The sequence below is a fragment of the Flavobacterium ginsenosidimutans genome (genome assembly GCF_037478105.1).
Classification (GTDB): domain Bacteria; phylum Bacteroidota; class Bacteroidia; order Flavobacteriales; family Flavobacteriaceae; genus Flavobacterium; species Flavobacterium ginsenosidimutans.
In genome coordinates this window covers 3,818,200-3,833,178 of sequence record NZ_CP147988.1, presented here as the reverse complement: position 1 = coordinate 3,833,178, position 14,979 = coordinate 3,818,200, and the positions used below count along the sequence as shown (strand labels likewise).

Sequence of the window (14,979 nt, the reverse complement as noted above, 5' to 3'; positions counted from 1 at the left end):
AATTAATTGCTTAAAGCTCTTTTAGTGACATAAGCGCGATAACCAATAATAGCCATCTGCCATTTCTTTGCTTTAGAAATATCTAAACCTTGTTTGGTAAAGCTTGGCAAAAGTAGTTTGTTTAGTTTAGCTAATAATTTATACATAGTAGATTTGTTTCGGCAAAGATATAAAAAAGACTTTGTGTTTGAAACAAAGTCTTTTAAGCAGTAAAATGTAAAAAGTATCTAGATTTTTAGAATGAGGTTTTCGTCTCCCTCAGTTTGTCGATTTATAGCATTTTTTGGAGCTTCCATCCAACCTGTTTTATTAATGACAAACTTAAAAAGATGCGTTTTGTCTTTTTCAAACTGTGATTTCGGAATCGATAGTTCAAATGTATTTTTGCTTTTCTGAATCATTTGAAAATCTTTGTCGTTGGGATTCCATTTGTCAAAGGAACCAGCGATTGAGACACTTTTAACTAAATTAGGATCTAAGTTTTTATCATGCTCATAAACAAAGACAACATTATCAGCTATGATTTTATAACCGTAAATTCCAGTTTGCTTTTTGTTTTCACTCAATAAATCATTAGAGAGTCTAACAATTGCCTCGCCTAATGCATTTGCAGTGCTTTCGTCACTTATATTTACAATAATTGAAATTCCTAATTGACGTTCCGGATAAATAACTAGCATATTTTGAGTACCAAATGCACCGCCATGTTTCCAACAGTTTTTACCGTTTTCGTCGACTTGAATATAATCCCAAAAATAACCGTTCCAAGTTGTTGGACTGTTTAATAGATTTCGTTGAGATTCTTGTACAATTTTATTTTTTGTATTTAATTCATAACTAATAAATTTGGTCAAGTCACTTAAAGTAGATTTTAATCTTCCTGCAGCTCCCCAAAGATTATCTGAAATCGTCGGCATTAAAACTCCTTTCAAATCATAGCCATTGGCGATTAAAGTATTAGGACTTAAATTTATGCCGCTTGATTGCATATCCAACTTTGAAAAAATATTTTCCTTTAAAAGTGTTTCGTAACTTTTCTGATAAACATTTTCTAAAATATGTGCTGTCAAATTAAGACTTCCATTGCTGTATTTAAATTTAGTTCCAGGTAAAGTGTCTAATTTAATGGTTTTAAGATCCTCAAAGAAGTTTTTACGAGTGTAATTCTCATCCATTTTTTTGAATGCTAAATAACTGCTGTCATTTCTGTTTTTTCTTAACTCGGAATTATCTGGAAGATCTTTGTCAAAACCAGTTCTAAAAGAAACCAAATCTTTTATTGTAATTGGTGTTCCATTATATTCTAAGTTCGCGTAAGAACCTGTAATATATTTTCTAATATCATCATCGGGATTTAGTTTTCCTTCTAAAACTGCCTGAGCAGCAAGTAATCCAGTAAATAATTTAGTAATAGATGCGACTTCAAAAACCGTATTATTATTGGCTATATTTTCTTTTCCTTTGTCAATTTCTCCGTAATGTCTGGTATATGTTTTTCCATTTCTGACAACGCCAATTGAGATAGAATTCGCTTTTGATTTATTAGAAAGTATTGAAGCAGTTTTATCCATTGCAATAAAAATGCTTTTATCAACGGTATTTTTTTGCGCTAGTATTGAAAAACTTAGACACAAGAATAAAATTGAAATATTTTTTTTCATGCGCGAGATTTTTGTTTTTACTGAAATAATAAATAGAAAAACCAGTGGTTTAAGCACTGGTTTTTCTGTTGAGAATTAAATAATTAAGCTTTTTTATTTTCTTTTTCCCAAGCTTTCATGTCTTTTTCATGCTGTTTCATGTCTTTAGCGTGTTGCTTCATATCTTTAGCATGTTGTTTCATATCTTTTTCGTGCTGTTTCATGTCAAGCTCATATTGCTTCATGTCTTGCTCGTATTCCTTCATGCTATTTTCGTAATCTTGAGAGTTATCTCCAAATTTGAATTTAAAGTCATAATTGAATTTCTCCATGTTAGCACTGAATTTTTCCATAGCGATTTCATATTTCGCCATTTCTTTTTCATAATCAGCTGATCTTTGAGACATGATAGCTTCAATTTGTTTTTCATAAGCGTCCATTTGAGGCTCAAATGATTCCATCTGCTTTTCGAATGCTTCCATTTCTTTTTCAAATTTACTCATCGCTACCTTATCATTTGGATTCTTTGGTGCAACTGGAGGTTTTGGCATTTTTGACATGTCTATTGCTGGAGCAGGAGGCAGTGGTCCTGAAGGAAATGAAGGTGGAGATGGAGGTGTTGGAGGAACAATATCTCCGTTACGAACAATTACTCTCTCATTTCTGATAATTATCGGTGTTCTAAAGTTTTTATCAGTATTGATAACAATAGCTTTTGCTCCATTTTCGTCAGTTCCAATAGCAAGCTCGCAATCTTTTATAGCTTGGTCTCCGTCAATTTTGATCGTTTGTTTTTTACCAGAATCTGATTTTACTTTGATCTGAATTGCAGTTAACTCTTCTTTCGTATTTCTTTTTACATCAGAGATTTCTACATCAAGATTATGATTTGCTTTTAATTTCCCTGGTAATTCGTTTAACTCTTTATCAGTTGTATTTTTTGTTATCTTGATAGTTTCGTCAGAATCTTTAACGGTGTCTCTTTTTATGATTGCGACATCATCTTGTTTTTTTTCTTGAGCAATTGTCTTTATTTGAAATAAAAGAATAAATGCACCAAGAGCAGGAATTACTGCCGAATATTTCCAGTAATTTCTTTTGTTTGATTGATTTTTGTTTAACATAACAATTCGTTTTTTGATTAATGATTGATAAAAATGATTGGTGATTGCAACACAAGTTTCATGTGTTGTTATTTTTAAAAGCGTGTATTGATACGCTTTTTTGTCCGATATTTTCTTCGCAGCTTCACTATCGGCAATAAATTCAAGATTTTGCAAAATAGCTTTTTTGTAAAGCCATACAATTGGGTTAAACCAAAATAGGATACAGAATATTCTAGAAATTAAAACATCAACGGTGTGTTTTTGATCGCTGTGCACTTTTTCATGTTCTAAAATGTTTTCTAATTCTGCAGCCGTGTATAGTGATGAGTTATACACAATGTAATCAAAATAAGAAAAAGGAGCAATATTTTCATTGACGTCAATAAATTTAAAATCATCTTGCTGTTCTACTTTTTTCCCTTTTAAAACAGAGTTTAAACTGTAAAAATCAAGTGCAAATTTGGTCATGAAAGCCAAGAAACCAATTCCGTACGCAAGAGCTAAAACTAAATCCCAATTGATTTCAAAACTTTCTTCTTCAACGACATTTATTGTTGTTGGTTTGTACTGAGGTTCATACGCAATAACATCATGATTTGAAGTTGGAATATTTTCAACAGTATTTCTCACGACAACAGGGTCTGGAGCCAGTGTCGGCGGAGCTTCGACCCAAATTACTTTGGTATAGACTACGAAAGGAAGTACAACAGAAGTAATTAATCCGGCGATTAAAAACCAACGGCTGCTGTTAAAAAAAGTTTCTTTGCGAAGTAACAAAATGTAAGCAAAATAGAACATTGCCAACAACCCGCTTGATTTTAAGATAAAAATGAAAAGTGCTTCCATAATATTTTGATTATTTACCTTCTTTTGGATTTTCTATCATATCTAAGATTTCGCGTAACTCATCTGCTGAAATTTTCTCTTCTTTAGCAAAAAACGAAACCATGCTTTTATAAGAACTATTAAAATAATTGTCTATTGCAGTACTCATAAAGCCTTTTCGATAATCTTCAATGCTTACAGCTGGATAATATTGATGAGTATTTCCATAAGCATTGTGAGCAACATAACCTTTCTCTTCCAGATTACGAACAATGGTTGACAAAGTATTGTAATGCGGCTGATCTTCTAAAATCTCTGCTTGAATTTCTTTTACAAAAGCTTTTTTCAGCTTCCATAAAATATGCATGATTTCTTCTTCTTTGTTGGTTAGTTTTTGCATCCTTTATATTTTAAATGATTACTCACGAGTTTCAATTTCGATAACGCCATTTGCACCAGCTTCGCCAAATTGCGCAATTGCGTCTATCCCCTTATACACGTGCATAGTTTTAATGTCGCGAGGCTTTAAATCTTCTAGTTTGAAAGTGCTTGGCATTACATCTCCATCTACAATAACAAGTTTTTTTCCAGTAAGCTTCACATTATTTGGAGTAGAAATGATAATTTTCGGACCGTTTTCAGTTGTTGTTATTGTGGTAACATTGTTGTCTTTATTTGTCGTTACAACAGTGCTAATATTTGTATTAGTATCACTGTTAGTTTTTGTACTAGTAATAGAATTAGTGTTAACATGGGTTTCTGTATTAGTAGTTATATTTTTGTTTTCTGTTGTTTTTGAAGTAACCTTCGCATTGTCGTTTGAACTTACTTTTTTGCTAACAACAATTTTTTCATCAGAAGTTTGAATGCCAGCTTTTTTGCTTCCATCTTTATCTGTAATAACAACTATTCCAAAATCTTTGATAGTTTTATCTCCAACTTGTATTGATTGCGTTTTCTCACTGCCATTAATTACATCAACTTTAATAGATGTTAATAGATTTTGAGAGTTTCTCTTGATTTCAGAAACTTTAAAATCAATATTGTGAATTGATTTTAAGCTTGCTTTAAGTTCATTTAACTCAGCATCTGTAGAGTTTTTTGTTATTTTGTAAACATTTACAGATTCATTTCCTACCGAAACTGCTTTTACATTCTGCTGTCTTTCTTTTGCAATTACTTCAATTTGAAATAAAAATACAAAAGCCGCTAGAGCAGGAATTACAACATAATACTTCCATGAATTCCTCTTTTTTGATTGATTTTTGTTTAACATGACGATTCGTTTTTTGATTAATGATTGATAAAAATGATTGGTGATTGCAACACAAGTTTCGTGTGTTGTTATTTTTAAAAGCGTATACTGGTAGGCTTTTTTATCTAAAATTTTTTTTGCAGCTTCACTATCAGCAATAAATTCTAAATTTTGCATTATTGCTTTTTTATAAAGCCAAACAATCGGATTGAACCAGAAAATGATGCTGAATGCTCTCGAAATCAGTACATCTATAGTATGATTTTGATCGCTATGTACTTTTTCATGTTCAATAATATTCTCTAATTCTGAAGGCGTGTACAGTGATGAGTTGTAAACGATATATTCAAAATAGGAGAAAGGCGCAATGTTTTCGTTTATATCTATAAATTTAAAATCGGCTTGTTGTTTTACTTTTTTTCCTTTAATAATTGAATTCAAACTGTAGAAATCAATTCCTAATTTTATAAAGAAAACTAAAAATCCGACCGCGTAAAGGCCAAGAATTAGAATCGTCCAATTAAAATCGACTGCTTCTTTTTGCGGATCATTTACTAATGATGTTGCGATATTTGTATTAAAATCGGTTGTAGCATCAATCCATATAACCTTTGTGTAACTTACTAATGGTAAAATAGAAGAAACGATCAAGCCTGATAATAAAAACCACCTGTTGCTGTTAAAAAATGTTTCTTTTCGAAGTAAAAAAAAGTAAACGCAATAAAAAAAAAGCATTAAGCTGCTTGATTTGGCGATATAAATGAAAACTGCTTCCATAAACCAATTATTTTTCTTCGTTTTTATTTTCGATCATAGATAAAATTTCACGCAATTCATCTGCTGAAATTTTTTCTTCTTTGGCAAAAAAGGAAACCATACTTTTATAAGAACTGTTAAAGTAATTATCAATTGCGGTTTTCATAAATCCTTTTCTGTAATCTTCAATTGCTACAACTGGAAAGTATTGATGTGTATTTCCAAAAGCATTATGTCCAACATACCCTTTTTCTTCCAGATTACGAACAATTGTCGATAATGTGTTATAATGAGGCTGGTCTTCTGTGATTTCGGCTTGAATTTCTTTTACAAAAGCTTTTTTAAGCTTCCATAAAATCATCATAATTTCTTCTTCTTTGTTTGTTAACTTCTGCATCTTCTCTAATTTTAATTCAAACCTACAACTATTTTTTTAGTTACACAACTATAAAACTAGTTATTTAACTAAAAATTAAGTTGAATTTGAATTTAGAGCGCAAAAAAGCCATTCAAATTTAATAGTAATAAATTGAATTTTAAGGGTTTAAGAAGTTAAAGTTTTTTTATGAAACTTTCTCGTTTGTTAAAGCATTTTTAATCCAAATGCAACATCCGGTTGCAACCACACCAATACTCGCCATAAAAAACCAGTTGATTTGGTAACCAAATCTGGTAATAATCTCAAAGCCAAGTTTAGAACTCACAATGTGTGCAAGACTGAAACTCATTGTATAAAGCGCCATATATCGACCTTCTTGTCCGCGTGGAGCACGACTTAAGGCAAAAGCATTAGAGAATGGAAAAGTAAGAACTTCACCAATCGAAATACAAACCATACTTACAACCAATATTCCAGCCCAGAAATTAATCAGAAGCAAAAAGAAACTAGAAGCCATTACAAAAGAACCTATAATTATGATTCGAATCTTCGGAAAGGCTTTTCGCTCTAAAAACCCAACTGTTGGCATTTCTAGAGAAAATATTAATAATCCGTTTAAAGTCATTAACAAACCTGTTTGGAATTCGCTTAAGCCAAACTTTTCATTATGATATAAAGGTAGGGTGGTAAATAACTGGAAGAAAATCATAGCTGTAATGAAACTTACAAATAAGAAAACCCAGAATATTTTATCATGAAAAACTGATTTTACATCAGAAGCACTTTCAGTTTTATCGTCGTGAGTTGCCTTTTTCTTTTCTTTTACCAATAAAGCAAAAATCGAGATCGAAATAATGCAAGAAGCTCCGTCAACCCAGAATAACCCTGAATATCCCATTCCCATAATAATCAAACCTCCAAGTGCCGGACCAGCAGCAAAACCTAAATTTACAGCAAGACGGACTAATGTAAGCGCGCGAGTTCTATTTTCTGGTTTAGCATAAGCTCCAAGAGAAACAAACATCGCAGGTCTAAACATATCGGCAATGGTCATAAGAACAAACATTGCGGCACAAAGTGTCCAGAAAGTTGTAATATATTGCACAAAGAAAAGAGAAACTCCACTAGTAAATAAACTAAAAATCATGATTTTATAGAATCCGATTTTATCTGAAAGTTTACCGCCAAGCCAAGAACCCAACATTGATCCAAAACCAAATGCAACCATAATCCAACCAACTTGATTGTATGAAAAATGAAGATCTTCTTTTAAATATTTGGATAAAAAAGGAAGAACCATTGTTCCGGCACGGTTGATAAAAGTGATGATGGCAAGAATCCAAACTTCTCTGGTGAAACCTCGAAAGTTGTTAATGTAGTGGGTTAAAGCAGTTTTAAGCATTTTGTTTGATAAATTATCGTCACAAAGTTAGGAAACTTTGTCTCGTTAAGTGGTTGTTGTTTTGTTACTTTTGAACTATTTTTGCAGAAAATTTCTAAGATGAAAACTATAAACGCCATAGCTTTATTGTTGGTTTTTAATTTTGCTTTTGCCCAAAAAAAGTTTAATAAAGCTGATGTTCAAAAATTCCAAAAGAGAATTAATTCAGAATTTGCTGATCCTAAGGCAAGTCCGTTGATGGCTGACGATTTAAAAACTTTTAAAAGCTTAGATTTTTTTCCTATTTCTGAAACTTATTTTGTGAATGCTACTTTGGTAAAAGCTAAAGGCGGAAAAGTTTTTGAAATGAAAACTTCAGGAAATTATACTCCAAAGTATATTAAGTATGGAACTTTAAACTTTAAAATAAATGGAAAAGCTTTTAAGTTGGCCGTTTACCAAAGTTTAGAACTTATTGTTCAGGAAAAATATAAAAATCATCTCTTTTTACCTTTTTCAGATTTAACAAGTGGAAAACAAAGCTACATTGGAGGCCGTTATATTGATTTAGAAATTCCGAAAGGAAATACAATAGCAATCGATTTTAACCAAGCTTATAATCCTTATTGTGCTTATAATTATAAGTATTCTTGTCCGCTTGTGCCTCAGGAAAATGATTTGAAAATTGAAATTAAAGCAGGAGTAAAAGCTTTTCATTAATGGAATATTTCAATTTTCATACGCATCAATTTACCAATCAGTCTAACGTTTTAGAATTGGTTAATCAGTATCCAAAAGATTTTGATGCTACGATTCCGTTTTATTCTATTGGGATTCATCCTTGGTATATAGACGAAAATCGTATTGATGAAGATTTGAAAATTATAGAAAAAAAATTGCAAACTCAAAATTGTTTGGCAATAGGCGAATGCGGTTTGGATAAAAGAATTGAAGTACCGTTTGATTTACAGATTTCAGTTTTTGAAAAACAGTTAGAATTAGCAGAAAAATTTAAGAAACCCGTAGTTATTCATTGCGTTGCCGCTTTTCAAGAAGTAATGGCAATTAAGAAAAGAATGAAAATAAACGTTCCAATGATTATTCATGGTTTTTCAAAGAATAATCAGTTGGCGGAACAATTAATTTCGGCAGGGTTTTATCTTTCATTTGGAAAATATTTATTGAAAAATCCAGATTTAAAAACGGTTTTTCAAAATGTTCCAAATGATCGTTTTTTCTTAGAAACAGATACAATTGAAGAATCAATTGAAGAAGTTTATGAATTAGCCTCTGAATATAAAGAATTAAATTTAAAAGAGTTGCAAGAAGTTATTTTAAGTAATTATAGAAGTTTGTTCGTATTGTAAAATGTGAACAGTTAAAAGTAAAATGTCATTTGTCAAGCTGAGCGAAGTCGAAGCCTCATTCCAATTAGAGCGCACTTCGACTTCGCTCAGGGCGACAATAAGAAAGAATTTAAAACTTGAAACAAAAAATAAAATAAAGAATATATGGCAGAATGGACAGAAAGAGCAGAGCTTTTGTTTACTAAAGAAGGATTAGAAAATTTACAAAAATCTAATGTTTTAGTCGTTGGACTAGGAGGAGTTGGATCTTTTGCAGCTGAATTTTTAGCAAGAGCAGGAGTAGGAAACATGACAATTGTAGACGGTGATGTTGTGGATATTACCAATATTAACCGTCAATTGCCAGCTTTACATTCAACAGTTGGTCAGCCAAAAATTAAAATTGTAGGCGATCGTTTGATGGATATTAATCCAGAATTAAATTTAACTCGTGTTCAGGAATTTCTTTCTCCAGAACGTGCTTTTGAGATTGTATCTCCAGAATTTGATTATGTTTTGGATTGTATTGACAGTATTACTCCAAAATTAAATCTGATCATTGCTGCAAAACGCAAAAGAGTAAAAATTATCAGCAGTATGGGAGCTGGAGGAAAAATGTTGGCTTCAAAAGTAAAAGTGACAGATATTTCTAAAACAATAAACTGCTATTTTTCTAAAACAATTCGTAAACGTTTAAAAGAAGCAAAAATCAATAAATTGAAAGTGGTTTTCTCTTCTGAAATTCAAGACGAAAAAAGCTTAAAGCTAACAGATGGTAAAAACTTCAAAAAATCATTCTACGGAACAAACAGCTATATGCCAGGATTATTTGGCTTACACGCTGCCGAAACAGTGATTAGACATTTACTTAAAAAGTAAGTTTTTAAGATGCCAAGATTCTAAGTTGCTAAGTTTTTTGTAGCTGTTAGATTGAATCTTAATTTTTTTTGAACCTTATAAATAGAACTCAAAACGAACTTTGTCAAAGTTTTAAACTTTGACAAAGTTAAATACGAAGAGAGAAACCTTAGAATCTTAGTATCTCAAAATCTCAGAAACTTAAAAAAAAATGATTAAAACAGTAATTTTTGATATGGACGGCGTAATTGTTGACACAGAGCCTGTTCATCGTTATGCCTATTATTTACAATTTTCAGAATTGAATATCGAAGTTCCTGAAGAAATGTATACCTCATTTACAGGATTTTCTACTCGAAATACATTCCAAACTTTAAAAAGCTATTTCCCAACTGTAGAGCAGGAAGTAGAAGATTTGATTCAGAGAAAGAGAACTATTTTTAATGATGCTTTTGATACTAAGGAAGATTTGTATCTTTTGGATGGTGTTGAAGATCTAATTAAGGATTTGTACAAGAACGGATTACAATTAATTTTGGCTTCTTCGGCTTCAAAAGTAACCATTGATCGAGTTTTTACAAGATTTAATTTGCATCAGTATTTTACACATATTGTTAGCGGAGAAGATTTTCCGCAATCAAAACCAAATCCAGCGATATTTATTCATGCTGCTTCATTGTCTGTAGCGCCAAAAGAAGAATGTATTATAATCGAAGACAGCACAAATGGTGTAAAAGCCGCAAAAGGTGCAGGAATTTATTGTGTGGGTTATAGAAGCGAACATTCACATCTTCAGGATTTGTCTGAAGCAGACTTGGTTATCGATCATTTTAGCGAATTAAACGCAGAAAAAATATCACAGCTTAAGGCCTGAATTATATAAAATTTAACATTTGTTCCCTGTTTGAATTTGTAAATTTGAAAAAAATTAAACTTAAAATAATGAAGAAACTACTTATTGCTTTAGCCCTGATCTTAGCGCCATTAGCATCAGAAGCACAAGTAAAAACGCCACAAGCAAGTCCGAAAGGATATATTAAGCAAACTGTTGGTTTGACCGATGTTGAAGTTACCTATTCAAGACCGGGAGCGAGAGGGAGAGCTGTGTTCGGGAATTTAGTTCCATTTGGGAAATTATGGAGAACAGGAGCGAATGAAAATACAATTATCAACTTTAGCGATGACGTAATTATTGACGGTAAAACGCTGAAGAAAGGAAAATATGCAATTTATACAGTTCCTAGAATCGAAAGCTGGGATATCATTTTTTATCTTTCTACAGACAACTGGGGATTGCCAGAAAACTGGAGCGATGCTTATGTAGCTTTGAAAACTACTGTAAAAGAGGATGCATTGCCAACGCCAGTTGAAACATTCACAATTGGAATTAATGGTTTAGATCCTAATTTTGGTTATTTAGATCTTGCTTGGGAAAACTCCCATGTTGCTTTAAAATTTGAAGTTCCTACAGCTAAAATTGCTGTGGCAAGTATTGACAAAGCTTTGGCTGGTCCAACTTGGAACGATTATTTTGCTGCGTCTCAATATTTATTTCAATCAAACGGAAATATTGAAACTGCAAGAACTTACGTTGACAAAGCGCTTGATATGAGTTCTGATAAACCATATTATGTATCAAGATTAAAATCTTTGATTCAAGCTAAACAAGGTGATAAAAAAGGAGCAATTGAAACTGCAAAAGCTTCTTTGGCATCTGCTGAAGCCGCAAACAACGCAGATTACGTAAAATTGAATAAAGACAGTATCGCTGAGTGGAGCAGATAAGTTTTTAAATTTTCAAAATATAAATTCCAAATTCCAAAGCCGACGGGTTTTGGAATTTTTTTTGTCCTTTTTTTTAAAACATAGAGCAATAAAGTGAAGATTAATTCACAAACTGTCATTGGAATTTTGAATTTAAAAAATTGAAATTTTAATTCAGACTTGGTGGTTCAGGAATTCTAACCGTTTTTTTGATTTTCTTTATCAGAAGATAGAAAGTAATTCCGCCCAAAATAATAAGCAATGCAATTTGAAGCTGGCCAAGCACATTGTTTCTGCTATACATGGCGTTTGCAACTGCAAGTTTAGCCTTTCCTTCCTCAATCTGAATTTGAGATAATGCTTCGAGTGTTTTTAAAGCTTGTGCGCTAGAATTAGCAATTTGATTCCAGTTTTTATTTTCGACTTGTTTGTTGATTTCTTTACAAGAAAGTAAAAACGCATCGAAATATTGTTTTTCCTTATTTGTTAAAACTGTTTTCGCGTACAAGTCATCGATATCATGAATAATATCAAGTGTATGAATAATTTCATCTTTTTTAATATTGTCGCTTAAATTTAGTTTTTCAGCCTCGGCTTTTATAAAATGAAGTTCTTTTGAATATTGAAAAATATAATGTGCCACAACCAACCTGTCTTTGTAAATGGCGTTGATATTGTCATTTACATTTTTGGAGTTTCGGAGCGTATTAAAATTCCCAAGCAAAATTATAAGCATTACTATTAACAGAATAAAAGCAGCTTTTGTTTTATTACTGTATTTTTTTTGATCTTTCATAAAGCTTATTTTTTTAGGAGTAACTTACTTATTTCAGTTTTATCGATTTGCCGTTTTGTACATCAGCTCAACGTTTTTAATCGAGCTTATTGGGGCGATTTTTATGTGTTTTTGCCCTATTGCAACATAAAAATAATACAAGCTATTTGTGCCGAGAAGACAAACTTCTTGCGGTTCTTCGTCATTAAAATTAATTTTATAATTATAATCTAAAGTTTGCTTGTCGATGCGTCCTGAAGTATAATAGCCGTCGGCGATACCAGTTCCTAAAAAGAAAGACAAAAGCACAACTGCCAATGTTCGTAAAGCAATACTATTGTAATAAGCTGTTTTCTCTTCTAAAGAAAATCCTTCTACAGATTTTAATTCAAACATTCTTTGTACAAAAGGTTCTTGATTATTCTTTAAAAGAAATTTTGGAAGATAATAATGGCTGACGAATAATGAAATTACTGCGAACAAAACTATCGGATTTGAACTCAAATACGCGATCGGACTCATTAAAATATCTGTAATTGTAGAGAATTTCAAGATATTTATTCCTAATTGATAATAGTAAATACAGTCTTTAAGTATTCCCATCATGATAAGAAATACATAGCCTAATGGAAGTAACTTTTCAATATCGCTCGAAATTTTCATTTAATTTCTCCAGTTTTAAATTAGTTAGTGGTCCGTTTTACAACTTACTAAAATAATATTTTTTACTTACAAAAAAGGAGAATTAGTTTTAAGATAGAGAAAAATAAAATTAATTATGATTTTTTTTTTGCTAATAATAGAAATATCCAAAAGGCAAAATTTAAAATAGGAATAAAATTAAAGACAATAAAAATAGGACTTGTATTTAAATCTCTTAAACGTCTTGTAATTACAGCTTGTGTTGGAACAAACGTAATTAATAATATTAGACAAGTATAGAATATATTTAAAATTCGTATATCGTTCAAATTTACATTTTTCCATAATTCAATAGCAAAATAACTAGCAATGATATTAAATGCAAAATAAAGTGCAAACTCTATTCGTCCAGACTTTTCTGTGAAAGAAGAATAAAAGAAAATTAAATTTTTTAATTTCATGTCTTTAATTAATTTACTCCAAAATCACTTCGTTATCATCCGATTTTCCTCTAAAAAATAAAAACTGTAATACAACTGCCAATACAATCGTTAAAATTGCTCCAATGAAATTAAGCCACAAATAACCCAGTTTTTCTTGGCTGTAAATCATAAAATAATAAATGACAAAAATCGTGAGCTGACTTATAATAGCGCTAATGAACATTGGCTTTGCCTGAACTTTTTTAGAATAAAAAGCAACAAGAAAAATTCCTAAAACGGTTCCGTAGAAAATAGAACCAATAATATTTACAAGCTGAATTAAATTTTCAAACAAAGTTCCAACGCAAGCAAAAAGTATCGCTATAACTCCCCAAAAAAGAGTAAAAAACTTAGTAACATGTAAATAGTGTTTCTCTGATTTTTCTTCTTTCTGGTTTCGTTTATAAATATCGATTGCAGTTGTAGAAGCCAATGCAGTAAGCCCAGAAGCCGTTGAAGACATTGCAGCCGAAAGAATAACGGCCAATAACAATCCGATAAGACCTTTTGGTAAATAGTTTAGGATAAAGTGAAAAAACACATAATCTTTATCATTTGTTTCTGTATGACTATCTGCTCTTGAAATAATTTCTTTCGCTTTATCTCGAAGATCTTTTTCTTTATTTGACAAAGCAACCAATTCTTTTCTTAAAATCGGATTGTCATAATCTTGGTTCAACTGATCGATGTACAATAAATTGATTACTTTTTTGTCTTCTGAAAGTTTGACTAACTTTTCCTCTAAAACGTGATATTCATTCTTAAAAGCCGATTTTTCAATCGCAATTTTATTATTTGGATTAAAATTTAAGGGAACTGGATTGAATTGAAAAAATACAAATACCATAACTCCTGTCAAAAGAATAAAGAATTGCATTGGAACTTTTAAAAGTCCGTTCATGATTAATCCCATCTGGCTCTCACGAACCGATTTCCCAGATAAATAACGTCCAACTTGAGATTGATCTGTTCCAAAATAGGCGAGAGCTAAAAAGAAACCTCCAGTTATACCGCTCCAAAAGGTGTATTTTTCTTCGGGATCAAAAGAGAAATCAACAATATTCATTTTATCGTTTGCTCCAGCAATATGAAGCGCACTGTTGAAAGTCATATCATTTGGCAGATAATGCAGAATCAAGAAAAACGTGATAAACATTCCAGACATAATAACAAACATCTGTTGTTTTTGGGTTACGTTTACCGCTTTTGTACCACCAGAAAAAGTATAGATAATTACCATAACTCCGATAATGATATTCATTATAGTTAAGTTCCATCCTAAAAGTGCAGACAAGATGATGGCTGGAGCATAAATGGTTAAACCAGTACCTAGACCTCGTTGAACTAAAAATAAAATTGCAGCAAGTGAACGGGTTTTAACGTCAAATCTTTTTTCTAAAAATTCGTAAGCAGTATAAACTTTACTTTTATGATATAACGGAATAAAAGTCACACAAATCACAATCATGGCAATTGGTAAACCAAAATAGAATTGCACAAAACCCATTCCGTCATGATATGCTTGTCCAGGCGTAGATAAAAATGTAATTGCGCTGGCTTGTGTTGCCATTACAGAAAGTCCTACAGTATACCAAGGTGTTTCATTGTTTCCTAAAATGAAATCTTCGACGTTTTTACTGCCTCGGGTTTTCCAAGAGCCATATCCAACAATGAATAATAATGTGACAATAAGTACGATCCAGTCAAATAGCTGCATAGGTTATGAGTATAATTGCATGATTAAGAAAAAGATAGCAATATAAATTGCAT

General features: G+C 31.5%; 16 protein-coding genes. 5 read left to right on the top strand and 11 right to left on the bottom strand.

Annotated elements, in window-relative coordinates:
- Positions 1 to 2: 2 nt before the first annotated feature.
- The 7 genes from V6624_RS16945 to V6624_RS16915 form a co-directional block, all read right to left on the bottom strand.
- Entirely contained in the window at positions 3 to 146 is a 144-nt protein-coding gene (locus V6624_RS16945; RefSeq protein WP_111284020.1) for an SsrA-binding protein, read from the bottom strand.
- An 81-nt stretch (positions 147 to 227) separates the two neighbouring features.
- Complete coding sequence (locus V6624_RS16940; protein ID WP_338839481.1) at positions 228 to 1,661, bottom strand: serine hydrolase; 1,434 nt, start codon at positions 1,659 to 1,661, stop codon at positions 228 to 230.
- 83 nt (positions 1,662 to 1,744) lie between these two features.
- Positions 1,745 to 3,592 (bottom strand): M56 family metallopeptidase, encoded by a 1,848-nt coding sequence (locus V6624_RS16935; RefSeq protein ID WP_111284014.1) that lies wholly within the window; start codon positions 3,590 to 3,592, stop codon positions 1,745 to 1,747.
- 10 nt (positions 3,593 to 3,602) lie between these two features.
- Positions 3,603 to 3,971, bottom strand: a complete 369-nt coding sequence (locus V6624_RS16930; RefSeq protein ID WP_111284012.1) for a BlaI/MecI/CopY family transcriptional regulator — start codon at positions 3,969 to 3,971, stop codon at positions 3,603 to 3,605.
- Positions 3,972 to 3,989: 18 nt separating this feature from the next.
- Positions 3,990 to 5,603: a M56 family metallopeptidase gene (locus tag V6624_RS16925; protein ID WP_338839480.1), complete on the bottom strand. Its 1,614-nt coding sequence runs from the start codon at positions 5,601 to 5,603 to the stop codon at positions 3,990 to 3,992.
- Positions 5,604 to 5,610: 7 nt separating this feature from the next.
- The gene (locus V6624_RS16920; RefSeq protein WP_111284008.1) at positions 5,611 to 5,979 is read right to left on the bottom strand and encodes a BlaI/MecI/CopY family transcriptional regulator; all 369 of its coding nucleotides are present in this window, start codon (positions 5,977 to 5,979) and stop codon (positions 5,611 to 5,613) included.
- Between the two features lie 166 nt (positions 5,980 to 6,145).
- Complete coding sequence (locus V6624_RS16915; RefSeq protein WP_111284005.1) at positions 6,146 to 7,363, bottom strand: MDR family MFS transporter; 1,218 nt, start codon at positions 7,361 to 7,363, stop codon at positions 6,146 to 6,148.
- A 99-nt stretch (positions 7,364 to 7,462) separates the two neighbouring features.
- Here V6624_RS16915 and V6624_RS16910 point away from each other — a divergent pair, with 99 nt between their 5' ends.
- From V6624_RS16910 to V6624_RS16890, 5 genes are all read left to right on the top strand, one after another.
- On the top strand, positions 7,463 to 8,062 hold the full coding sequence (locus V6624_RS16910; protein WP_111284003.1) for a DUF1684 domain-containing protein: 600 nt from the start codon (positions 7,463 to 7,465) through the stop codon (positions 8,060 to 8,062).
- The gene (locus V6624_RS16905; RefSeq protein ID WP_111284001.1) at positions 8,062 to 8,709 is read left to right on the top strand and encodes a TatD family hydrolase; all 648 of its coding nucleotides are present in this window, start codon (positions 8,062 to 8,064) and stop codon (positions 8,707 to 8,709) included. Before V6624_RS16910 ends, V6624_RS16905 begins: the two co-directional genes overlap by 1 nt.
- Positions 8,710 to 8,853: 144 nt before the next feature.
- Positions 8,854 to 9,567, top strand: a complete 714-nt coding sequence (locus V6624_RS16900; RefSeq protein WP_263523034.1) for a tRNA threonylcarbamoyladenosine dehydratase — start codon at positions 8,854 to 8,856, stop codon at positions 9,565 to 9,567.
- Positions 9,568 to 9,757: 190 nt separating this feature from the next.
- Complete coding sequence (locus V6624_RS16895) at positions 9,758 to 10,420, top strand: HAD family hydrolase (protein WP_338839478.1); 663 nt, start codon at positions 9,758 to 9,760, stop codon at positions 10,418 to 10,420.
- A 68-nt stretch (positions 10,421 to 10,488) separates the two neighbouring features.
- A complete protein-coding gene (locus V6624_RS16890; RefSeq protein WP_111283995.1) occupies positions 10,489 to 11,331 on the top strand; it encodes a DUF2911 domain-containing protein in 843 nt (280 codons plus the stop codon).
- A 148-nt stretch (positions 11,332 to 11,479) separates the two neighbouring features.
- Here V6624_RS16890 and V6624_RS16885 read toward each other — a convergent pair whose 3' ends face one another.
- From V6624_RS16885 to V6624_RS16870, 4 genes are all read right to left on the bottom strand, one after another.
- Positions 11,480 to 12,106 carry an MCP four helix bundle domain-containing protein gene (locus V6624_RS16885; RefSeq protein WP_111283993.1) on the bottom strand — a complete coding sequence of 209 codons (627 nt, stop codon included), beginning with the start codon at positions 12,104 to 12,106 and terminating at the stop codon, positions 11,480 to 11,482.
- A 39-nt stretch (positions 12,107 to 12,145) separates the two neighbouring features.
- Positions 12,146 to 12,748, bottom strand: a complete 603-nt coding sequence (locus V6624_RS16880) for a hypothetical protein (protein ID WP_338839475.1) — start codon at positions 12,746 to 12,748, stop codon at positions 12,146 to 12,148.
- 113 nt (positions 12,749 to 12,861) lie between these two features.
- Positions 12,862 to 13,188, bottom strand: a complete 327-nt coding sequence (locus V6624_RS16875; protein ID WP_338839474.1) for a DUF805 domain-containing protein — start codon at positions 13,186 to 13,188, stop codon at positions 12,862 to 12,864.
- Positions 13,189 to 13,201: 13 nt separating this feature from the next.
- Entirely contained in the window at positions 13,202 to 14,926 is a 1,725-nt protein-coding gene (locus V6624_RS16870) for a sodium:solute symporter (RefSeq protein ID WP_111283989.1), read from the bottom strand.
- Positions 14,927 to 14,979 lie beyond the last annotated feature (53 nt).

Coding starts and splice junctions, on each gene's coding strand:
- V6624_RS16945 (WP_111284020.1), bottom strand. CDS start 146: ATGTATAAATTATTAGCTAAACTAAACAAACTACTTTTGCCAAGCTTT.
- V6624_RS16940 (WP_338839481.1), bottom strand. CDS start 1,661: ATGAAAAAAAATATTTCAATTTTATTCTTGTGTCTAAGTTTTTCAATA.
- V6624_RS16935 (WP_111284014.1), bottom strand. CDS start 3,592: ATGGAAGCACTTTTCATTTTTATCTTAAAATCAAGCGGGTTGTTGGCA.
- V6624_RS16930 (WP_111284012.1), bottom strand. CDS start 3,971: ATGCAAAAACTAACCAACAAAGAAGAAGAAATCATGCATATTTTATGG.
- V6624_RS16925 (WP_338839480.1), bottom strand. CDS start 5,603: ATGGAAGCAGTTTTCATTTATATCGCCAAATCAAGCAGCTTAATGCTT.
- V6624_RS16920 (WP_111284008.1), bottom strand. CDS start 5,979: ATGCAGAAGTTAACAAACAAAGAAGAAGAAATTATGATGATTTTATGG.
- V6624_RS16915 (WP_111284005.1), bottom strand. CDS start 7,363: ATGCTTAAAACTGCTTTAACCCACTACATTAACAACTTTCGAGGTTTC.
- V6624_RS16910 (WP_111284003.1), top strand. CDS start 7,463: ATGAAAACTATAAACGCCATAGCTTTATTGTTGGTTTTTAATTTTGCT.
- V6624_RS16905 (WP_111284001.1), top strand. CDS start 8,062: ATGGAATATTTCAATTTTCATACGCATCAATTTACCAATCAGTCTAAC.
- V6624_RS16900 (WP_263523034.1), top strand. CDS start 8,854: ATGGCAGAATGGACAGAAAGAGCAGAGCTTTTGTTTACTAAAGAAGGA.
- V6624_RS16895 (WP_338839478.1), top strand. CDS start 9,758: ATGATTAAAACAGTAATTTTTGATATGGACGGCGTAATTGTTGACACA.
- V6624_RS16890 (WP_111283995.1), top strand. CDS start 10,489: ATGAAGAAACTACTTATTGCTTTAGCCCTGATCTTAGCGCCATTAGCA.
- V6624_RS16885 (WP_111283993.1), bottom strand. CDS start 12,106: ATGAAAGATCAAAAAAAATACAGTAATAAAACAAAAGCTGCTTTTATT.
- V6624_RS16880 (WP_338839475.1), bottom strand. CDS start 12,748: ATGAAAATTTCGAGCGATATTGAAAAGTTACTTCCATTAGGCTATGTA.
- V6624_RS16875 (WP_338839474.1), bottom strand. CDS start 13,188: ATGAAATTAAAAAATTTAATTTTCTTTTATTCTTCTTTCACAGAAAAG.
- V6624_RS16870 (WP_111283989.1), bottom strand. CDS start 14,926: ATGCAGCTATTTGACTGGATCGTACTTATTGTCACATTATTATTCATT.